General features: G+C 72.7%; 15 protein-coding genes and 1 pseudogene. 11 read left to right on the top strand and 5 right to left on the bottom strand.

The window, feature by feature from the left end:
- Positions 1-309: pseudogene (locus ACS04_RS08620) on the top strand (zinc finger domain-containing protein); the annotation flags it as partial.
- Here ACS04_RS08620 and ACS04_RS08615 read toward each other — a convergent pair.
- Positions 282-659 (bottom strand): winged helix-turn-helix transcriptional regulator, encoded by a 378-nt coding sequence (locus tag ACS04_RS08615; protein WP_048475942.1) that lies wholly within the window; start codon positions 657-659, stop codon positions 282-284. The pseudogene ACS04_RS08620 and the gene ACS04_RS08615 overlap by 28 nt on opposite strands.
- An 88-nt stretch (positions 660-747) precedes the next feature.
- Positions 748-1,665 carry a CAP domain-containing protein gene (locus ACS04_RS08610; protein WP_048475941.1) on the bottom strand — a complete coding sequence of 306 codons (918 nt, stop codon included), beginning with the start codon at positions 1,663-1,665 and terminating at the stop codon, positions 748-750.
- A gap of 135 nt (positions 1,666-1,800) precedes the next feature.
- On the opposite strand from ACS04_RS08610, the gene ACS04_RS08605 reads away from it, so the two are divergent.
- The 4 genes from ACS04_RS08605 (at position 1,801) to ACS04_RS08590 (ending at position 8,280) form a co-directional block, all read left to right on the top strand.
- The gene (locus tag ACS04_RS08605; RefSeq protein ID WP_048475940.1) at positions 1,801-2,082 is read left to right on the top strand and encodes an acylphosphatase; all 282 of its coding nucleotides are present in this window, start codon (positions 1,801-1,803) and stop codon (positions 2,080-2,082) included.
- A 350-nt stretch (positions 2,083-2,432) separates the two neighbouring features.
- A complete protein-coding gene (locus ACS04_RS08600) occupies positions 2,433-2,648 on the top strand; it encodes a hypothetical protein (protein WP_030162422.1) in 216 nt (71 codons plus the stop codon).
- A 159-nt stretch (positions 2,649-2,807) separates the two neighbouring features.
- Positions 2,808-6,620, top strand: coding sequence for an AAA family ATPase (locus ACS04_RS08595; RefSeq protein WP_048475939.1), 3,813 nt, complete (start codon positions 2,808-2,810; stop codon positions 6,618-6,620).
- Positions 6,621-6,849: 229 nt separating this feature from the next.
- The gene (locus tag ACS04_RS08590; RefSeq protein WP_048475938.1) at positions 6,850-8,280 is read left to right on the top strand and encodes a sugar porter family MFS transporter; all 1,431 of its coding nucleotides are present in this window, start codon (positions 6,850-6,852) and stop codon (positions 8,278-8,280) included.
- A gap of 49 nt (positions 8,281-8,329) precedes the next feature.
- On the opposite strand, the gene ACS04_RS08585 is transcribed toward ACS04_RS08590, so the two are convergent.
- Both ACS04_RS08585 and ACS04_RS08580 read right to left on the bottom strand, forming a co-directional pair.
- Positions 8,330-9,316: an LLM class flavin-dependent oxidoreductase gene (locus tag ACS04_RS08585; RefSeq protein WP_048475937.1), complete on the bottom strand. Its 987-nt coding sequence runs from the start codon at positions 9,314-9,316 to the stop codon at positions 8,330-8,332.
- Between the two features lie 63 nt (positions 9,317-9,379).
- Complete coding sequence (locus ACS04_RS08580; protein ID WP_078864556.1) at positions 9,380-10,897, bottom strand: cytosine permease; 1,518 nt, start codon at positions 10,895-10,897, stop codon at positions 9,380-9,382.
- A 142-nt stretch (positions 10,898-11,039) separates the two neighbouring features.
- Here ACS04_RS08580 and ftsY point away from each other — a divergent pair, with 142 nt between their 5' ends.
- Positions 11,040-12,260: a signal recognition particle-docking protein FtsY gene (gene ftsY / locus ACS04_RS08575; protein WP_048475936.1), complete on the top strand. Its 1,221-nt coding sequence runs from the start codon at positions 11,040-11,042 to the stop codon at positions 12,258-12,260.
- 88 nt (positions 12,261-12,348) lie between these two features.
- On the opposite strand, the gene ACS04_RS08570 is transcribed toward ftsY, so the two are convergent.
- Entirely contained in the window at positions 12,349-13,017 is a 669-nt protein-coding gene (locus tag ACS04_RS08570; RefSeq protein ID WP_048476006.1) for a bifunctional DNA primase/polymerase, read from the bottom strand.
- A 408-nt stretch (positions 13,018-13,425) separates the two neighbouring features.
- Between ACS04_RS08570 and nsdA the strand changes: the two genes are divergently transcribed.
- The 5 genes from nsdA to ffh all read left to right on the top strand — a co-directional run bounded on the left by nsdA (position 13,426) and on the right by ffh (position 21,069).
- Positions 13,426-14,931 (top strand): transcriptional repressor NsdA, encoded by a 1,506-nt coding sequence (nsdA, locus tag ACS04_RS08565; protein ID WP_048475935.1) that lies wholly within the window; start codon positions 13,426-13,428, stop codon positions 14,929-14,931.
- A 316-nt stretch (positions 14,932-15,247) separates the two neighbouring features.
- Positions 15,248-16,594, top strand: coding sequence for an ammonium transporter (locus tag ACS04_RS08560; RefSeq protein WP_048475934.1), 1,347 nt, complete (start codon positions 15,248-15,250; stop codon positions 16,592-16,594).
- Positions 16,591-16,929: a P-II family nitrogen regulator gene (locus ACS04_RS08555; RefSeq protein ID WP_048475933.1), complete on the top strand. Its 339-nt coding sequence runs from the start codon at positions 16,591-16,593 to the stop codon at positions 16,927-16,929. Before ACS04_RS08560 ends, ACS04_RS08555 begins: the two co-directional genes overlap by 4 nt.
- Before the next feature lie 38 nt (positions 16,930-16,967).
- Positions 16,968-19,388, top strand: coding sequence for a [protein-PII] uridylyltransferase (locus ACS04_RS08550; RefSeq protein ID WP_048475932.1), 2,421 nt, complete (start codon positions 16,968-16,970; stop codon positions 19,386-19,388).
- Between the two features lie 109 nt (positions 19,389-19,497).
- Entirely contained in the window at positions 19,498-21,069 is a 1,572-nt protein-coding gene (gene ffh, locus ACS04_RS08545) for a signal recognition particle protein (RefSeq protein ID WP_048475931.1), read from the top strand.
- Positions 21,070-21,146: the final 77 nt, after the last annotated feature.

Below are 21,146 nucleotides of genomic sequence, written 5' to 3'. Positions count from 1 at the left end.
GCGCTGTGGCGGGCGCGGCTGCACTACGAGCGCCCCACCGCCACACTGACGCGCCCCCGCAGTGCGGAACTCCTCGGCCACGTGCGGGACGTGATGAACGCGGCGCTCGCGGTCGGCGGCACCAGCTTCGACAGCCTGTACGTCAACGTGAACGGCGAGTCCGGCTACTTCGACCGCTCCCTCGACGCCTACGGGCGCGAGGACGAGCCCTGCCGGCGGTGCGGGACCCCGATGCGGCGGCGCCCCTGGATGAACCGGTCCAGCTACTTCTGCCCGCGCTGTCAGCGGCCGCCGCGCCTGGTGTCGTAGGACTCCCGGGCCCCGATGACCCGGGGCATGCTCGCTTCCAGGAAGTGGATGAGCGCGAGCAGCCGGTCGGCGATCTCGATGCCGAGCGGGGTCAGCTCGTAGTCCACGCGCGGCGGGTTCGTCGGCTGCGCCTCACGGTGGACGACGCCGTCGCGCTCCAGCGCCTGGAGCGTCTGGGAGAGCATCTTCTCGCTCACGCCGTCGACCTTGCGGCGCAGCTCGTTGAAGCGGCACGAGCCGTCGCGCAGGGCGCCCACGGTGAGGCTGCCCCAGCGGCCCGTGACGTGCTCCAGGGTCTCCCGGGACGGGCAGGCGCGCGCGAACGCGTCGAAGGGCGGCTCTGTCTCCATGCCGACCAGCTTAACTCCGCACAGCGCTGGCCAGTAGTGGGCGCTTTCGGTTGGTAAGTGGCTGCTGTCGAGGGCCGTGCGGCCGTGGCTAGAAGCCGAAGTCCTGGGTCCACCAGGGGCCGCCGTCGGCGACGTACACGCCGACGCCGAGCGTGCGGAACTCGCAGTTGAGGATGTTGGCCTTGTGGCCGGGGCTGTTCATCCACGCGTTCATGACCGCCTGGGCGTCGCCCTGGCCGCGGGCTATGTTCTCGCCGCCCAGACCGGACAGGCCCGCCTTGGCGGCGCGGTCCCACGGCGAGTTGCCGTCGGGGTCGGTGTGGCCGAAGAAGCCGCGGGCGGCCATGTCCTTGCTGAAGGCGGCGGCCAGCGCCGCGAGCGGCGGGTTCGCGCGGACCGGACCGCAGCCGGCCTGGGCGCGCTCCTGGTTGACCAGGGTGAGTACGGCTGCCTCCTCCGCGGAGTGGCCGTCGGCCGGCGTCGGGGCCGGCGGGGCGGGCGGCCGGGGGGTGGCGGTCTTGGGGGCGGCCGTCTTGGGGGAGGCCGCCTTGGGCGCCGCCGGGACCGGGGCGGGCGGCAGGCTCTGCCGCGGCTTCGCCTGCACCTCGGGGGAGGAGGAGGCGGAGGCGGAGGGCGCGGCCGGGGCGGAGGGGCTCGGCGAGGCCGCCGGGGAAGGCGAGGCCGAGGGGGAAGGGGAGGCCGAGGGTGTGGGAGTGCCCGCGTCGGGGACGGCGGAGGCGCGGCCGGAGAGGTTGGCGAGGCCGCCCTGCTGCTCGGCCACCGGCTTCGGGCTCGGCGAGGCCTCGGCCCCGGCCCGCGTCTTCCCGCCCGGGTCGGCGGCGCCGACACCGACGTAGGGGAAGGAACTGCCGACCGGCACCATGCCGGTGGTCACGGCCGCCGTGCCGAGAACCACGGCCACGGCGCCGCCCAGCAGGGCCGTGCGCACGAGGGTGCGGCGGTTGCCGCCCTGGTCCGGCGCGGCGTGAAGTCGGTGGCGTCCCATCGGCGACGTGCCTTCCTTGCGGCTCAAGATCATCCCTAACACACCCAAATGGGTGAGTTCACTGGTGCGGGACTGTACGCGATGGGACGCCGGGGCGATGTGGGGCGAAACTCCCCGCCCCGTTAGCGTGCACGCATGAACGAAGACGTCCGCATGACCGCGTGGGTGCGCGGCCGTGTACAGGGAGTGGGCTTCCGCTGGTTCACCAGGGCCAATGCACTGGAGATCGGCGGTGTCGTCGGGTTCGCGCTCAACCTCGACGACGGGCGGGTGCAGGTGGTGGCCGAAGGTCAACGTGAGAATTGCCACCGGCTGCTCGACTGGCTGCGCTGCGCCGACACGCCCGGGAGGGTGGACGGGGTGACAGAGATCTGGGGCACACCGCGCGGTGGCTACGACGGGTTCGCGATCCGGTGACCGATCGGCTGATCATGTACTGATCACACCTCGGAGGGGCCCGCACCAGGCCGGATCTGCACGTTCCGCTGTCGGTACGTTGCCGGACGCGGCGTTCCGTGGAAGGCTCGGAGCAGCGGACGATCTCCACGTCCCTTGGGGGAACCGGGCTGCCCGCCGATACGGGGCGTGATCGTGTTGACCGTCAAACTTTTTGGTGAGACGCTGGAAGCCCCGCGCACCTGAGGTGTTTGGCAGTGCTGGCACCAGTAAGCGCAGTGACTGACAGTCGCTGCCGGACATCCGCGGGTGCGATTCCCTCACGACCCACACCGCTTCGGTCGGTCACTCAGTGTGGAGGACCATCCATCATGGCAAAGGCGCTTCTCGGTTACGTCGGCGGTTCCGACCCGCGACTCCTCGCCGAGATGCGACGGCTTCAGCAGCGCGTCCAGGACCTCGAGTCCGAGCTCGTACGGATTCAGTCCGAAAATGACGCGCTGAACGCGGCCGCCGCTCAGCACGGAGACTCGCTGCTGGACCGCATCGACATCGACGTACCCCAGGCGGAGCCTGCGCTCACCTGATCCGCGCTCCATTCGTCACTCGACTCCCGCCCCGCTAGATCTGCAAGGGACGCTTCGGCGTCCCTTCGTTCTTGTTGGGCCGGGCGGGGGACCCTCGGCATCGGCCGTGCCCTGCACCTTCATGGGTGAAACCGGGCGCGAAAGGTAGAGTCCGGCGGCGTGCACCTCAAGTCCCTGACCCTGCGTGGCTTCAAGTCCTTCGCCTCCGCAACCACCCTGCGCTTCGAGCCCGGCATCACGTGCGTCGTGGGGCCCAACGGCTCGGGCAAGTCCAACGTGGTGGACGCGCTGTCCTGGGTCATGGGTGAGCAGGGGGCCAAGTCCCTGCGCGGCGGCAAGATGGAGGACGTCATCTTCGCCGGCACCACCGGGCGGCCACCGCTCGGACGGGCCGAGGTCTCCCTGACCATCGACAACTCCGACGGCGCCCTGCCGATCGAGTACGCCGAGGTCACGATCACCCGGATCATGTTCCGCGGCGGCAGCAGCGAGTACCAGATCAACGGGGACACCTGCCGGCTGCTCGACATCCAGGAGCTGCTCTCCGACTCCGGCATCGGCCGCGAGATGCACGTCATCGTCGGCCAGGGCCAGCTGGACTCCGTCCTGCACGCCGACCCGATGGGCCGGCGCGCCTTCATCGAGGAAGCCGCCGGCGTACTCAAGCACCGCAAGCGCAAAGAGAAGGCGCTGCGGAAGCTGGACGCGATGCAGGCCAACCTCGCGCGCGTGCAGGACCTCAACGAGGAACTGCGGCGCCAGCTCAAGCCGCTGGGGCGCCAGGCCGCGGTGGCCCGGCGCGCCGCCGTCATCCAGGCCGACCTGCGCGACGCGCGGCTGCGGCTGCTCGCCGACGACCTGGTGACGCTGCGGGGCGCGCTGGACGCGGAGATCGCGGACGAGGCGGCGCTGAAGGAGCGCAAGGAGGCGGCCGAGGCGCAACTCGGCCAGGCGCTGCGGCGCGAGGCGGAGCTCGAGGAAACGGTGCGGCAGCTGACGCCTCGGCTCCAGCGGGCGCAGCAGACCTGGTACGAGCTGTCCCAGCTGGCCGAGCGGGTACGGGGGACGGCGTCCCTGGCCGAGGCGCGGGTGAAGTCGGCCTCGGCTCCGCCGGAGGACGAGCGGCGCGGCCGGGACCCCGAGGACATGGAGCGGGAGGCCGCGCGGATCCGCGAGCAGGAGGCGGAGCTGACGGCCGCGCTGGAGGCGGCTTCGCGGGCGCTGGAGGACACCGTCGAGCACCGGGCGGAGCTGGAGCGCTCGCTGGCGGCCGAGGAGCGGCGGCTGCGGGACGCGGCGCGGGCCATCGCCGACCGGCGCGAGGGGCTGGCACGGCTGACGGGGCGGTTGGGCGCGGCCCGCTCCCGGGCCGGGGCGGCCCAGGCGGAGATCGACCGGCTGGTGGCGGCGCGGGACGAGGCCCGGTCCCGGGCGGGCGCCGCGCAGGCGGAGTACGAGGCGCTGGCCGAGGAGGTCGGCGGGCTCGAAGACCCGGCGGTGGACGAGGAGTACGCGGCGGCGCGGGCGGAGCTCGCGGCGGCGGAGGCCGCGCTGGCGCAGGCGCGGGACGCGGTGGCGGCGGCGGAGAAGTCCCGGGCCGCGGTGTCGGCGCGGCGCGACGCGCTGGCGCTCGGACTGCGGAGGAAGGACGGCACGGGAGCGCTGCTCGCCGCGCGGGAGCGGCTGGCGGGGCTGCTGGGGCCGGCGGCGGAGCGGTTGTCGGTGACCCCGGGGTACGAGGTCGCGGTGGCGGCGGCGCTGGGCGCCGCGGCGGACGCGCTGGCGGTGTCCTCGCCGGGGGCGGCGGCCGACGCGATCCGCCATCTCCGCGCCGCGGACGCGGGACGGGCCACCCTCCTGATCGCGCCCCCGCCGCCCGTGATCGCGTCCCCGCCGCCCGGGATCCCGGTCCCGGGCCAGGGCGAGGCGGCCGGCGGCGCGGACGCGCAGACCCAGCCGGGACCGCCGTCGGGGATCCCGGGCCAGGCGACGACCGGGGCCGGCGCCGCGGCCGCCCTGGCGGCTCCGCCCTCCGCCCGGGCATCGGCGGCGCCGGACCGGGGGACCGCGGCGGATCAGGGGTCTTCGGCGCCGGCGGGCGCGGCGGCCGCCGCGCTCCCCGTGGCGCGGGGTTCGGTGCCGGACCCCGCAGCCGAGTCGCCGCCCGCCGAGTCGCTGCCCGCCCGGGCGCTCCCCGCCCACGGGCTGGTGCGGGGGGACGCGGAGGCCGTGCGCGCCGTCGGGTGGGTGCTGCGGGAGTACGTGGTCGTCGGGGCACTGGACGAAGCCGAGCGGGTGGTCGCGGCGCGCCCCGATCTCGTCGCCGTCACCCTGGAGGGCGACGTGCTCGGCGCACACCTCGCGCACGGGGGGTCCGCCGGGGCGCCCAGTCTGATCGAGGTGCAGGCCGCCGTCGACGAGGCCGGCGCGGAGCTGGTGCGGCTCGACGTCGAGTGCGCGGACGGCGCCGCCGCGCGGGAGCGCGCACAGGCGCTGCGGGGCGAGCTCGTCGCGCGGGTCGAGGAGGTCGGCGAGCGGCGCCGGGCCGGGGAGCAGGCCCGGGCCGGGGTGGCGCAGCAGCTGGGCCGCCTCGCCGGACAGGCGAAGGGCGCCGAGGGCGAGGCCGAGCGCAGCGCCGCCGCCGCGGCCAAGGCCCAGGACGCGCTGGAGCAGGCGCTCGCCGAGGTCGAGGAGTGCGCCGAACGCCTCGCCGCCGCCGAGGAGATGCCGGTGGAGGAGGAGCCGGACACCGCCGTGCGGGACCGGCTCGCCGCCGACGGGGCCAACGCCCGCCAGACCGAGATGGAAGCCCGGCTGCAGCTCAGGACCCACGAGGAGCGGGTCAAGGGGCTGGCGGGCCGGGCCGACTCCCTCGACCGCGCGGCCCGCGCCGAGCGCGAGGCCCGCGCCCGCGCCGAGCGCCGCCGGGCCCGGCTGCGCCACGAGGCCGAGGTGGCCCGCGCCGTCGCCGACGGGGCCCGGCAGCTCCTGGCGCACCTGGAGGTCTCGCTCGGCCGGGCCGAACAGGAGCGCGCCGCCGCCGAGTACGCCAAGGGCCTGCGCGAACGGGAGCTGGGCGAGGCCCGCAGCCGCGGCCGCGACCTCAAGGGCGAGCTGGACAAGCTGACCGACTCCGTCCACCGCGGCGAGGTGCTCGGCGCGGAGAAGCGGCTGCGCATCGAGCAGGTGGAGTCCCGCGCGCTGGAGGAGTTCGGGATGGAGGCGGTGGCCCTCGTCGCCGAGTACGGGCCGGACCAGCCCGTACCGCCGAGCCCGCCCGCCGAGGGCGGGGACGCGGACGGGGACGCCGAGCCGGGTCCCTTCGTACGGGCCCACCAGGAGAAGCGGCTCCGGGCGGCGGAACGCGCGTACCAGCAGCTAGGCAAGGTCAACCCGCTCGCCCTGGAGGAGTTCGCGGCGCTGGAGGAGCGCCACCGCTTCCTCAGCGAGCAGTTGGAGGACCTGCGCAAGACACGGGCCGACCTCCTTCAGGTGGTGAAGGAGGTCGACGAGCGCGTCGAGCAGGTGTTCACCGAGGCCTACCGGGACACGGCCCGGGAGTTCGAGGGGGTGTTCTCGCGGCTGTTCCCCGGCGGCGAGGGGCGGCTGATCCTCACCGACCCCGACAACATGCTGGCCACCGGAGTGGACGTGGAGGCCCGCCCGCCCGGCAAGAAGGTCAAGCGGCTCTCCCTGCTCTCCGGCGGCGAGCGCTCGCTGACCGCCGTCGCCCTGCTGGTCTCCATCTTCAAGGCCCGCCCCAGCCCCTTCTACGTGATGGACGAGGTCGAGGCCGCTCTCGACGACACCAACCTCCAGCGGCTGATCCGGATCATGGAGGAGCTCCAGGAGAGCTCGCAGCTGATCGTGATCACCCACCAGAAGCGGACGATGGAGGTCGCGGACGCCCTGTACGGCGTCTCCATGCAGGGCGACGGGGTCTCCAAGGTCATCAGCCAGCGGCTTCGCTGAGCTCCTCGCTTCACTTAGTGAACACATTGCGCCAGGACTCATCGGTCAGCGCTGCGACGAATCGGATTCATCTCGGCTATTGACTTCAGAAAGTGAAGTCATAAGCTCTGCTGTGCCGTGTTGACGTTCAGGTGGTGGCAAGCAGTTTGCTGTGCGCCACTAGAGGAACACGAGCAAGCGACAACGAACCCACTCAGCCCGCCGTCGCCGCCGGGCCCAGGAGCGCACCTTGACCAGCACAGCGAACGCACCCGCGTCAGGCGGTGGAAGCGCGTCCCAGCCCGACCACCTCGGCCACGTCATCTTCATCACCGCGGCCGCGGCCATGGGCGGCTTCCTCTTCGGCTACGACAGCTCCGTCATCAACGGCGCCGTGGAGGCGATCCGCGACCGCTTCGACGTCGGATCGGCCGCTCTGGCCCAGGTGATCGCCGCCGCGCTGATCGGCTGCGCACTCGGCGCGGCCACCGCCGGACGCCTCGCCGACCGGATCGGCCGTATCCGCTGCATGCAGATCGCCGCCGTCCTGTTCACCGCGAGCGCCATCGGCTCGGCCCTCCCGTTCGCGCTGTGGGACCTCGCGGTCTGGCGCGTCATCGGCGGTTTCGGCATCGGCATGGCCTCGGTCATCGGCCCCGCCTACATCGCCGAGGTCTCCCCGCCCGCCTACCGCGGCCGCCTCGCCTCCTTCCAGCAGGCGGCGATCGTCATCGGCATCGCCGTCTCGCAGCTCGTCAACTGGGGCATCCTCAACCTCGCCGACGGTGACCAGCGCGGCGAGATCGGCGGCCTGGAAGCCTGGCAGTGGATGCTCGGCGTGATGGTCGTCCCGGCCGTGCTCTACGGGCTGCTCTCCTTTGCCATCCCCGAGTCCCCGCGCTTCCTGGTCTCGGTGGGCCGCACGGAGAAGGCCAAGGAGGTCCTGCGCGAGGTCGAGGGCTCCCACGTCGACCTGGACGCACGCGTCGCCGACATCGAGCACGCCATGCGCTCCGAGCACAAGTCCACCTTCAAGGACCTGCTCGGCGGCCGCTTCGGCTTCCTGCCCATCGTCTGGGTCGGCATCGGGCTCTCGGTCTTCCAGCAGCTCGTCGGCATCAACGTGATCTTCTACTACAGCTCCTCGCTGTGGCAGTCCGTCGGCATCGACCCGAGCTCCTCGTTCCTGTACTCCTTCGAGACCTCGGTCGTGAACATCATCGGTACCGTGATCGCGATGGTCTTCGTCGACCGGATCGGCCGCAAGCCCCTCGCGCTCATCGGCTCCGTCGGCATGGCGCTGTCGCTCGGCACGGCGGCCTGGGCGTTCTCGTTCAAGTCCGGAACCGGCGACAACATCTCCCTGCCCCACGCGCAGGGCATCACGGCCCTGGTCGCCGCCAACTTCTTCGTGCTCTTCTTCGCCCTCTCCTGGGGCGTCGTGGTCTGGGTTCTGCTCGGCGAGATGTTCCCGGGCCGCATCCGCGCCGCCGCCCTCGGCGTGGCCGCGGCCGCCCAGTGGATCGCCAACTGGGTCATCACGGTCTCGTTCCCGTCGCTCTCCGACTGGAACCTCTCCGGCGCCTACATGATCTACACGTTCTTCGCCGCGCTCTCGATCCCGTTCATCCTCAAATGGGTGCCGGAGACCAAGGGCAAGGCGTTGGAGGAGATGGGGTAACCACCCCCGCCACCACCCCCTCTCCTCTTACGACAGGTGCTGCCCCCGCTCAGTCCTTGAGCCGGGGCAGCACCTGTTCGCAGAGCAGGTGCAGACTGCGCCAGCCCTCGTCCAGCGGCATCCCGCCGCACAAGGGGTGCAGCACCAGGTTCCCCGCCTCGCCCGCGCCCCGGGCGTACGCGAGCGCCTCGTCCGGGGTCAGCACCCGGTACACGCCCTCCGCGCGCAGCTCCGCCACCGAGCGCGCACCCGACCGCACGGCGCTGCGGATGTCCTTCGACTGCCACGAGGCGTACGTGCCCGCCTCGTGCAGGAAGCGCTCGCCGTACTCGGCCCACACCCGGTCCGGATCCTCGGCGATGTGCAGCAGCGGGGTCTCGGCCGCCGGCATCATGCAGAACCCCTCCGTCCCGTGCTCCGCGAGCTGCGCCTGGTAGTACGCCTCCAGCTCGGGCAGGTGCGCGCTGGGGAAGAACGGCAGCCCGAGCCGGGCCGCGCGCCGGGCCGCCGCCCTGGAGCTGCCGCCGACCAGGAGCAGCGGGTGCGGCTGCGTGAAGGGCCGCGGGGTGACCCGTACCGTCCTGCCGCGGTACTCGAACGGCTCACCGGTCCACGCCCGCAGCAGGGTCTCCAGCAGCTCGTCCTGGAGCCGGCCGCGCCGGCCCCACTCGACGCCGTGCTGCTCGTACTCCTCGGGCCGGTAGCCGATGCCCGCCACCGTGACGAGGCGGCCGCCGCTCAGCAGGTCGAGGACCGCGATGTCCTCCGCCACCTTCAGCGGGTCGTACAGCGGGCCGATGATCGCCGAGACGGTGACCGCGATCCGGCGGGTGGCGCCGAAGACGGCGCCCGCGAAGGCGAATGGCGAGGGCAGCCAGTTGTTGGCCGTGCCGTGGTGCTCCTCGGTCTGGATCGTGTCGATGCCGCGGTCGTCCGCGTACTTCGCCATCTCCAGCGCGGCCTTGTAGCGGGCGGAAAGGCTTTCGGGGGTGCCGTTCGGGTCGACGAGATTGAACCGGGCCACGGTGATGGGCATGGAGAAGTCCCCCTCCGCCGGATGTGGGTGCGCGGGCGAAGGGGGACGTTAGCTGACGTTGCGTCAGTTGGACAGGGATCCGGCGGCGCCGGCGAGCTCGGGCTCCCCGGCCCCGGCCGCGGGGGCCGCCGGCGCCGCCGCGCGCGGCAGTACGGCGTACAGCAGGCCCGAGGTGACGATGCCGGCCGCCCAGCCCAGCCCGTTGCGCCCGATCCAGGTGCCGGCCAGCGGCCCGCCGAACCAGTCGACCTTCGTGAAGAGCAGTCCCACGACCAGGGCCAGGCCCCAGGCGGTCATGGCCTGCCAGGCGTAGCCGCCCCGGTACCAGTAGGCGCTGGTGCGGGTCGTGTCCAGCAGGGCCGCGCCGTCGTACGAGGTCCGGCGCAGCATGTCCACGCCGAAGACGCCGATCCACGCGGAGAAGGCCACGGCGAGCAGCGTCAGGAAGGAGATGAACGAGCCGAAGAAGCTGGTCGCGACCACCATCAGCAGGAAGCCGAAGACGAGGCTGATGACGGCGTTGACGCTGACGGCCGCCGCGCGCGGGACCTTGATGCCGAGGGTCTGCGCCGTGAAGCCGGCCGAGTACATGGACATCGAGTTGATCAGCAGCATGCCCACGAGCGCGATCAGCAGGTAGGGCACCGCGATCCAGGCGGGCAGCAGGTTGCCGATGAAGGAGACCGGGTCCTGCGCCGTGGCCAGGTCCGGGGTGCCCACCGCCATGACGGCGCCCATGAGCACCATCGGGATCACCACGACGGCCGCGCCGCCGATCGTCGCGCCGACCATGCCCTTGGCGGAGGCCGTGCGCGGCAGGTAGCGGGTGAAGTCCGGGCCCGAGGGGACCCAGCTGATGCCGCCCGCCGCGATGGTGCCGATGCCCGCGATCATCATCGCGGTCGAGCCGGCCGGCTTGTCGAAGACGGCGGACCAGTCGCTCTCCACGACCAGGTAGCCAAGCACGAGCACGCTGAAGGCCCCGAAGAGGTACGTCGACCAGGTCGAGCACGCGCGCAGGGCGCTGATGCCGAGGCCGGACACCAGGAAGGTGCAGCCGACGAAGAGCACCAGGGTGACGACGATCAGCGCGGTGTTCTTCTCCACCCCGAACAGCAGGTCCAGCACGGTGAGCATGGCGAAGGCCCCGCTGACCGCGTTGATGGTCTCCCAGCCCCAGCGGGCGACCCAGATCAGGGCCCCGGGGAAGAGGTTGCCGCGCTGGCCGAACACGGCCCGCGAGAGCGCCATGCCGGGGGCCCCGCCGCGCTTGCCCGCGATCGAGATCAGCCCGACGAGCCCGTACGAGGCGACGGGCGCGGCGATCGCGACGACGAGCACCTGCCAGATGTTGAGCTTGTTGAAGATCACCAGACCGGCGCCCATGGTCAGCAGCAGCACGCTGATGTTGGCGGCGACCCAGGTGGGCACGAGCTCGCGGACCCGGCCCGTGCGCTCGCCGTCCGGGACCGGCTCCAGGCCGCGGGTCTCGACCGAGGTCTCGGCGGACGCCTCGACGGGCGTCCGGACGGGTGTCGCGGGCGGCGTCTGTATCGCGCCGTCGGCGGGCTCGGCAGGCATGCGGTACTCCGGGGGCAGGACGTACGGGTAAGTCGCCCATCATCGTAGATGTGCCGCCAAGTCCACAAATACAGCTTTACGGCCCCGCCGGAACCGCGGGAGTCGGGGGCCCGGGGCCGCCGTGGCCGATACTGGACGGGTTATGGACATCCTCATCCTTGCTGTAGTCATCGCCCTGGTCGCGGTCGGCGCGATCAGCGGGCTCGTGGTCGGCAGCCGCAAGAAGAAGCAGCTGCCGCCCTCGGCACCGCCGAGCACGCCGACCATCACTGCCCCGCCCGCCGAACCGCAGGTGGGGGAGGACGCCGTAGAGACGGCGGAAGAGTCCCGCCGCACGATCGAGGAGGTCGTCCTCCCCGATGCGGAGGCTGCGGCTCCCGAGGCGCCCCCCGTCGTCGCCGCGCCCGAGGCGCCGGCCGCTCCCGAGATCGAGGTGCCGGAGCCCACCGCCGGCCGCCTCATCCGGCTGCGCGCCCGCCTCGCCCGCTCGCAGAACTCCCTCGGCAAGGGGCTGCTCACGCTGCTCTCGCGCGAGCACCTCGACGAGGACACCTGGGAGGAGATCGAGGAGACCCTCCTCATCGCCGACGTGGGTGTCGTACCGACGCAGGAGCTCGTGGACCGGCTCCGCGAGCGGGTCAAGGTGCTCGGCACCCGCACCCCCGCGGACCTGCGCGCCCTGCTCAAGGAGGAGCTGCTGACCCTGGTCGGCACCGACTTCGACCGCGCCGTGAAGACCGAGAGCGGCCTGGACACCCCGGCCGTGGTGATGGTCGTCGGCGTCAACGGCACCGGCAAGACCACCACCACCGGCAAGCTGGCCCGCGTGCTCGTCGCCGACGGCCGCTCCGTGGTGCTCGGCGCCGCCGACACCTTCCGCGCCGCCGCCGCCGACCAGCTCCAGACCTGGGGCGACCGCGTGGGCGCCCGTACGGTACGCGGACCCGAGGGCGGCGACCCGGCCTCGATCGCCTACGACGCGGTCAAGGAAGGCATCGCCGAGGGCGCCGACGTGGTGCTCATCGACACCGCCGGCCGCCTCCACACCAAGACCGGCCTCATGGACGAGCTCGGCAAGGTCAAGCGCGTCGTGGAGAAGCACGGCCCGCTGGACGAGGTCCTGCTCGTCCTCGACGCCACCACCGGGCAGAACGGGCTGACCCAGGCCCGCGTCTTCGCCGAGGTCGTGGACATCACCGGCATCGTGCTGACCAAGCTCGACGGCACAGCCAAGGGCGGCATCGTCGTCGCCGTCCAGCGCGAGCTGGGCGTCCCGGTCAAGCTCGTGGGCCTCGGCGAGGGCGCCGACGACCTGGCACCGTTCGAGCCGGAGGCGTTCGTGGACGCCCTGATCGGCGACTGAGCGCAGCTCCGTACGACCGTACGCATGACGGCGCCCCCGCGTTCCGCCCGGAACGCGGGGGCGCCGTCATGCCTACGGTCGTACGGAGCTAGCGGCGCAGCCGGTGGCAGATGTACGCGAGGGTGCCGAGCAGCAGCCGGGCCTGCGGCGGGCCGCCCGCGCAGTCCAGTGCGGGCGGGCGCAGCCAGCTGACGGGGCCGAGGCCCGCGTGGTCGGAGGGCGGGGCGGTCAGGAAGGCGCCGGATCCCAGGGCGCGCAGGTCGAGGTCGGCGTCGTCCCAGCCCATCCGGTACAGCAGCTGCGGCAGCCCGGCGGCGGCGCCCGGGGCCACGAAGAACTGGGCCCGGCCGTCCGGGGTCGCGGTGACCGGCCCGAGCGGCAGGCCCATCCGCTCCAGGCGGACCAGCGCCCGGCGCCCCGCTTCCTGCGAGACCTCGATGACGTCGAAGGTGCGGCCGACGGGGAGCAGGACCGCCGCGCCGGGATATCCGCTCCAGGTCTCGGTGACCTCGTCGAGGGTGGCGCCGGCCGGGACGGTGGGAGCGTGGGGCAGTGGATGCGCCCCCGGCGCCCTGCAATTCGTATGACCGCAGGAACAGCCGCGGGCGGGGGCCGCGGCACGGGCGCCGGGGACCACGTCCCAGCCCCACAGTCCGGTGTACTCCGCGACGGCCGTGCACTCCGACGTCCGGCCGCGGCGACGCGTGCCGGAACGGAACTCCTTGGTGCTGCGGCTGCCGCCGATCGTGAAGCCCATGCCCATGCCCCCTCCAACGGGTCGGACGCGCCGGTGGTTACGACGTCGGCGGGACGGGATGCGGGGCCGGGTGCGAGCCCGGTGCCCAAGGGGGCCGCCCGGCGCACTCCTCGCCGCGCGCGCCCCCACCGCACTCCCGTCCATCCAATCGTTTTCGCCTCGGTGTCAAGTGAATCGCGCCTGGCGGATGGCTAGTTCATTCAAAGGGGTGGCGAATGGTGGCGTTTCCGGAATCGACCTCGCGGAGGGGGTGATCGTAGGATTACTTTCAGTGCACCAAACCCCGAAGGCGGGCCGTCCGTGGTTATGCCGGAGGCAACGTGTGGAGGATCTGTGAAGGTCCGTGGCGGCGCTCGCCGCTCCAGCCAGGGTTTCGTGTGAAGAGGCTGAGTGGATGGGGGCGTTCCAGTGAGCGGCAACGGCGCAAGCGGAACGAGCGTGGAGCCGGAGGTCCCGGGCACCGCGGCCCGCAATGAGCAACTGACCTCCTGGTTCGTCCGCAGCGGCTGGTCGAAGGGCGAGCTGGCGCGTCAGGTGAACCGGCGGGCCCGGCAGATGGGCGCCCACCACATCAGCACCGACACCTCCCGGGTGCGCCGCTGGCTCGACGGCGAGCAGCCCCGCGAGCCCGTCCCGCGCATCCTGTCCGAGCTGTTCTCCGAGCGCTTCGGATCCGTCGTCGCCATCGAGCAGCTCGGGCTGCGCACCGCCCACCAGACGCCCTCCGTCTCCGGCGTCGACCTGCCCTGGGCCGGACCGCAGACCGTCGAACTCCTCGGGGAGTTCTCCCGCAGCGACCTGATGCTGGCCCGCCGGGGCTTCCTGGGCACCTCGCTCGCCCTCTCCGCCGGCCCCGCCCTCATCGAGCCCATGCAGCGCTGGCTGGTCCCCGTGGCCGCCGCCGACCCGGGCCCCCGCGAGGGCGGTACGTCCGGCGCCCTCAGCGGCCACCGCCCGCCCCGGCTCTCCGAACCGGAACTCGGCCTCCTCGAAGCCACCACCGTCATGTTCCGCCAGTGGGACGCCCAGTGCGGCGGCGGACTGCGCCGCAAGGCCGTCGTGGGCCAGCTGCACGAGGTCACCGACCTGCTCCAGGAGAACCACCCGGCGCCCGTCATGCGCAGGCTCTTCAAGGTCGCCGCGGAACTCGCCGAACTGGCCGGCTGGATGAGCTATGACATCGGCCTGCACCCCACCGCGCAGAAGTACTTCGTCCTCGCGCTGCACGCCGCCAAGGAGGGCGGGGACAAGCCGCTCGGCTCGTACATCCTCTCCAGCATGAGCCGCCAGATGATCCACCTCGGCCGCCCCGAGGACGCCCTGGAACTCATCCACCTGGCGCAGTACGGCAGCCGCGACTGCGCCGGCCCGCGCACCCAGGCCATGCTGTATGCGATGGAGGCGCGCGCCTACGCCAACATGGGCCAGCCCAGCCGCTGCAAGCGGGCCGTCCGCATGGCCGAGGACACCTTCTCCGACGTCGATTTCGGCGGCGAGCCCGAGCCCGACTGGATCCGTTTCTTCTCCGAGGCCGAGCTCAACGGCGAGAACTCCCACTCGTACCGCGACCTGGCCTACGTGGCCGGACGCAGCCCCATGTACGCCTCCCTCGCCGAACCCGTGATGCAGCGGGCCGTGGACCTCTTCGAGAAGGACGAGGAGCACCAGCGCTCGTACAGCCTCAACCTGATCGGCATGGCCACCGTGCACCTGCTCCGCCGCGAGCCCGAGCAGGCCGTCGTCCTCGTGGACCGCGCGCTGAAGGTGGCGGAAAAGGTGCGCTCCGAGCGGGTCAACACGCGGATCCGCAAGACCGTCGACAGCGCCGCCCGTGAGTACGGCGACGTCGCCGACGTGGTCCAGCTGACCGACCAGCTCGCCTCCCGGCTCCCCGAGGCCGCGGAGGCCGTCTGACGGCCCCCGCGGCCGCTCCCGAAGGCCCCGGCCGCGGCAGTCACCCCGTGCAGCCCGATCAGGCTCCCCCAGCCAGGTCACCCGGGTGACCGCCGCGGCCGGCCCACGCCCGACGCCGTTCATGGACGCGTAACACAGCCGACCTCTTCGTCACGCCTGCGAAACACCCAGCGGCGCCGCCGGAAACCGGCCTGCGCGAATCTCAGGGCCAATAACCGGCCAGCCCCCAGGCCCCCACCCCCCGGCCTTACGCCTTGCGCCGCTCAGGTTTTCACGGTCGCCCGCACGCGAACGTACCGACGACGAGGAGACGCCGATGGCATCAGCCATCACGACCCTCGCGGCAGACGCCCCGACGCTCTCTGCCGCGAACACCGGGTTCATGCTCATCTGCTCCGCCCTGGTCATGCTGATGACCCCGGGACTGGCCTTCTTCTACGGAGGCATGGTCCGCGTCAAGAGCAGCCTCAACATGCTCATGATGAGCTTCATCAGCCTCGGGATCGTCACGATCCTGTGGGTCCTCTACGGCTTCAGCCTCGCCTTCGGCACCGACTCCGGCAGCTTCATCGGCTGGTCGTCCGACTACGTCGGCCTCAGCGGCATCGGCATCACCGAGCTGTGGGACGGCTACACCATCCCGGTCTACGTCTTCGCCGTCTTCCAGCTGATGTTCGCTGTCATCACCCCCGCCCTGATCAGCGGCGCCCTGGCCGACCGCGTGAAGTTCAGCGCCTGGGCCCTGTTCAGCGCCCTGTGGGTCACCGTCGTCTACTTCCCCGTCGCCCACTGGGTCTGGGGCGCCGGCGGCTGGCTCTTCGAGCTCGGCGTCATCGACTTCGCGGGCGGCACCGCCGTCCACATCAACGCCGGCGCCGCGGCCCTCGGCGTGATCCTGGTCATCGGCAAGCGCGTCGGCTTCAAGCGCGACCCCATGCGCCCCCACAGCCTCCCGCTCGTGATGCTCGGCGCCGGCCTGCTCTGGTTCGGCTGGTTCGGATTCAACGCCGGCTCCTGGCTCGGCAACGACGACGGCGTCGGCGCGGTCATGTTCGTCAACACCCAGGTCGCCACCGCCGCCGCCATGCTCGCCTGGCTCGCGTACGAGAAGCTGCGCCACGGCTCCTTCACCACCCTCGGCGCCGCCTCCGGCGCGGTCGCGGGCCTCGTCGCGATCACCCCCTCCGGCGGCTCCTGCTCCCCGCTCGGCGCGATCGCCATCGGCGCCATCGCCGGCCTCGTCTGCGCCATGGCCGTCGGCCTCAAGTACAAGTTCGGCTACGACGACTCCCTCGACGTCGTCGGCGTCCACCTCGTGGGCGGCGTCATCGGATCGCTCCTCGTGGGCTTCTTCGCCACCGGCGGGGTCCAGTCCGACGCGGCCGGCCTCTTCTACGGCGGCGGCCTGGAACAGCTCGGCAAGCAGGCCATCGGAGTCTTCTCCGTCCTCGCCTACTCTCTCGTCGTGTCCGCGGTCCTCGCCTTCCTCCTGGACAAGACGATGGGGATGCGGGTCACCGAGGACGACGAGGTCTCCGGCATCGACCAGGTCGAGCACGCCGAGACCGCCTACGACTTCAGCGGAGCCGGCGGCGGAGCCTCCTCCCGGAGCACCGCCGCACCCGTCCACGCTGCCGCCGCGAGCAAGAAGGTTGACGCATGAAGCTGATCACCGCGATCGTCAAGCCGCACCGGCTCGACGAGATCAAGGACGCCCTCCAGCGGTTCGGAGTCCAGGGGCTCACCGTCTCCGAGGCCAGCGGTTACGGCCGCCAGCGCGGCCACACCGAGGTCTACCGGGGTGCCGAGTACACCGTGGACCTCGTACCGAAGATCCGCATCGAGGTGGTCGTCGAGGACGACGACGCCGAATCGGTGATGGACCTCCTCGTACAGGGCGCCCGCACAGGAAAGATCGGCGACGGCAAGGTGTGGAGCGTCCCCGTGGACGCGATCATCCGCGTCCGCACCGGCGAACGCGGCGCGGAAGCGCTCTAGGCGACGGGAGCTCCTGGGTGACGAGCGTCGAAAAGACCATGACAGGCGATTGCGACGAACCCTCCGCCCCGGCACCCGGCGGTTACGCCGCGGCCCGGCTGCGACTCCTCCAGGAGGAGTCGCGGTCCGGGCCCTCGCGGCGTTCCGCGCTGGCCGGGCTGACCGACGACTGGCTGAACGCCCTGTTCACCACGGCACTGCGGGAGAGCGGGGTCCGGGGGGCCGCCCTCGTCGCCGTCGGCGGCTACGGGCGCGCCGAACTCTCCCCGCGCAGCGACCTCGACCTGCTGCTGCTCCACGACGGCAAGGCCGAGCCGCGGGCGCTGAGCACCCTGGCCGACCGCGTCTGGTACCCCGTGTGGGACCTGGGCGTGGCCCTCGACCACTCGGTACGGACCCCGGCCGAGGCCCGCAAGACCGCCGCCGAAGACCTCAAGGTGCACCTCGGGCTGCTGGACGCGCGGCCCGTCGCGGGCGACGCCGGACTGCTCGCGGGCCTGCGCACCTCGGTCCTGGCCGACTGGCGCAACCAGGCCGCCAAACGGCTCCCGCAACTGCACGCGCTGTGCCGGGAGCGCGCCGAGCAGGCCGGAGAGCTGCGCTTCCTGCTGGAACCCGACCTCAAAGAGGCCCGCGGCGGCCTCCGCGACGCCACCGCGCTGCGGGCGGTCGCCGCGTCCTGGCTGGCCGACGCCCCCCGCGAGGGACTGGCGGACGCCCGGCGGCGGCTGCTCGACGCCCGGGACGCCCTGCACCTGGTGACCGGCCGGGCCACCGACCGGCTCGCGCTCCAGGAACAGGACCAGGTCGCCGCCCGACTGGGCCTGCTCGACGCGGACGCGCTGCTGCGCGAGGTGTACGAGGCCGCGCGGGTCATCTCGTACGCCGGGGACGTGACCTGGCGCGAGGTCGGCCGGGTCCTGCGGGCCCGGGCGGCCCGCCCGAGGCTGCGCGGGCTGCTGGGCGCGCGGGGGGCCGCCGCGGCCGAGCGGGCGCCGCTCGCCGAAGGGGTCGTGGAGTCCGAAGGCGAGGCCGTCCTCGCGCTGGCAGCCCGGCCCGACCGCGATCCGGTCCTCGCGCTGCGGTTCGCGGCCGCGGCCGCCCAGGCCGGGCTGCCCGTCTCGCTGCACGCCGTACGGCGGATCGCGGCGCAGGCGAAGCCGCTGCCGGTGCCCTGGCCCGCCGAGGCGCGCGAGCAGCTGCTGACTCTGCTGGGGGCGGGGGAGCCCACGGTCGCCGTCTGGGAGGCCATGGAGGCCGAGGGGCTGATCACGCGCCTGCTGCCCGACTGGGAACGGGTCCGGTGCCGGCCGCAGCGCAACCCCGTGCACACCTGGACCGTGGACCGCCACCTCGTCGAGACGGCGGTACGGGCCTCCGCCCTGACCCGCCGGGTCGGCCGGCCCGACCTGCTGCTGATGGCCGCGCTCCTGCACGACATCGGCAAGGGCTGGCCGGGCGACCACTCGGTGGCGGGGGAGACCATCGCCCACGACGTGGCGGTCCGCGTGGGCTTCGACGAGCGGGACGCCGCCGTGCTCGGCGTGCTCGTACGGCACCACCTGCTGCTGATCGACACCGCGACGCGGCGCGACCTCGACGACCCGGCGACGGTCCGCGCCGTCGCCGAGGCCGTGGGATCGACCGGCACCCTGGAGATCCTGCACGCCCTGACCGAGGCGGACGCGCTCGCCACCGGACCGGCGGCCTGGAGCACCTGGCGGGGCTCGTTGGTGGCGGACCTGGTGGCACGGGTCGCCGCGGTGCTGCGCGGGACGACGCCCCTCCCGGCGGAGCAGGCCATCGCCACCACCGAGCAGGAACGCCTCGCGGTGGAGGCCCTGCGCACCGGTGAGCCGGTCCTCGCGCTGCACGCGCGCCAGGAGGAGGACGACGCGGTCGGCGTCGAGCTGGTGGTGGCGGTCCCCGACCAGCCGGGGGTCCTCCCGGCGGTGGCCGGAGTCCTCGCCCTGCACCGGCTCACCGTCCGGGCCGCGGACCTGCGCTCCCTGGAACTGGCCGAGCTGGCCGGCGAGGTCCTGGTCCTGCGGTGGCGGGTGGCGGCCCAGTACGGGGCCCTGCCGGAGGCGGCGCGGCTGCGCACGGACCTGATCCGGGCGCTGGACGGCTCGCTGGACGTCCCGGCGAAGCTGGCCGACCGGGAGGCCGCCTACCCGCGGCGGCGCGGGGTCCTCCCGCCGCCGCCCCGGATCACGGTGGTCCCGGAGGTCTCCTCGCTGGCGACCGTCCTGGAAGTGCGGGCCCCGGACGCCGTGGGCCTGCTGCACCGGATCGGGCGCGCGCTGGAGTCCTCGCGGGTGCGCGTGCGCAGCGCGCACGTCTCGACGCTGGGCGCCAACGCGGTCGACTCCCTGTACGTCGTCGACCCCGACGGGAAACCGCTCTCGCCCCCCACGGCCGCGGCCCTGGCCGCCGCCCTGGAGGCCGCGCTGCGCTGACCCGAAGGCCCCGCCCCCTGTCCGGTTGCGGGCGGGTCCCCGGACAGGGGGAGGGCCCGATACCCTGGGGGGCGACCACACGCCCCCGACCCGAGGAATCGCGACCACCGTGTTCGATACGCTTTCCGACCGCCTCAGCGCGACCTTCAAGTCCCTCCGGGGCAAGGGCCGCCTCTCCGAGCAGGACATCGACGCTGCGGCGCGGGAAATCCGTATCGCCCTCCTCGAGGCCGACGTCGCCCTCCCCGTCGTCCGTTCCTTCATCGCGAACGTCAAGGAGCGCGCCCGCGGCGAAGAGGTCTCCAGGGCCCTGAACCCGGGCCAGCAGGTCCTCAAGATCGTCAACGACGAGCTCGTCTCGATCCTCGGCGGCGAGACCCGGCGGCTGCGCTTCGCCAAGACCGCGCCCACCGTGATCATGCTCGCCGGCCTCCAGGGTGCCGGTAAGACCACCCTCGCCGGAAAGCTCGGCCTCTGGCTCAAGGGCCAGGGCCACGCCCCGCTGCTCGTCGCCTGCGACCTCCAGCGCCCCAACGCCGTCAACCAGCTCAGCGTCGTCGCCGAGCGCGCCGGCGTCGCGGTCTACGCGCCCGCCCCCGGCAACGGCGTCGGCGACCCGGTGCAGGTGGCCAAGGACTCCATCGAGTACGCCCACACCAAGCAGTACGACATCGTCATCGTCGACACCGCCGGCCGCCTCGGCATCGACGCCGAGCTGATGCAGCAGGCCGCCGACATCCGCGACGCCGTCAGCCCCGACGAGATCCTCTTCGTCGTCGACGCCATGATCGGCCAGGACGCGGTCAACACCGCGGAGGCCTTCCGCGACGGCGTCGGCTTCGACGGCGTCGTGCTCTCCAAGCTCGACGGCGACGCGCGGGGCGGTGCCGCGCTCTCCATCGCGCACGTCACCGGCAAACAGATCATGTTCGCCTCGAACGGCGAGAAGCTCGACGAGTTCGACGCCTTCCACCCCGACCGCATGGCGGGCCGGATCCTCGACATGGGTGACATGCTCACCCTCATCGAGCAGGCCGAGAAGACCTTCAGCCAGGCCGAGGCCGAGAAGATGGCGGCCAAGCTCCAGAAGGGCCCCAAGGAGTTCACGCTCGACGACTTCCTGGCCCAGATGGAGCAGGTCCGCAAGATGGGCTCCATCTCCAAGCTGCTCGGCATGCTCCCCGGCATGGGGCAGATCAAGGACCAGATCAACAACATCGACGAGCGCGACGTGGACCGCACCGCCGCGATCATCAAGTCGATGACCCCGGCCGAGCGCCAGGACCCGCACATCATCAACGGCTCGCGCCGCGCCCGTATCGCCAAGGGCTCGGGCGTCGAGGTCAGCGCCGTCAAGAACCTCGTCGAGCGCTTCTTCGAGGCCCGCAAGATGATGTCCCGCATGGCCCAGGGCGGCGGCATGCCCGGGATGCCGGGCATCCCCGGGATGGGCGGCGGCCCCGGCCGGCAGAAGAAGCAGGTCAAGCAGGCCAAGGGCAAGCGCAAGAGCGGCAACCCGATGAAGCGCAAGGAAGAGGAGGCCGCAGCGGCGGCCCGCCGCGAGCAGGGTCCGCAGGCGGTCGAGCCCACGCCCGGCGGCAACCCCTTCGGCCTTCCCGCCGGCGGCCAGTCCGGCCAGGACTTCGACCTTCCGGACGAGTTCAAGAAGTTCATGAAGTAAGCGCGCCCGTACGTGAGGGGGCCCTGGCCGGACCATCCGGCCAGGGCCCTCGCGCGTACGCCCTGGGGGCGCCGAGG

This window comes from Streptomyces roseus, from assembly GCF_001044425.1.
Lineage (GTDB): Bacteria > Actinomycetota > Actinomycetes > Streptomycetales > Streptomycetaceae > Streptomyces > Streptomyces roseus.
This window is presented reverse-complemented; position numbering and strand designations above follow the sequence as displayed.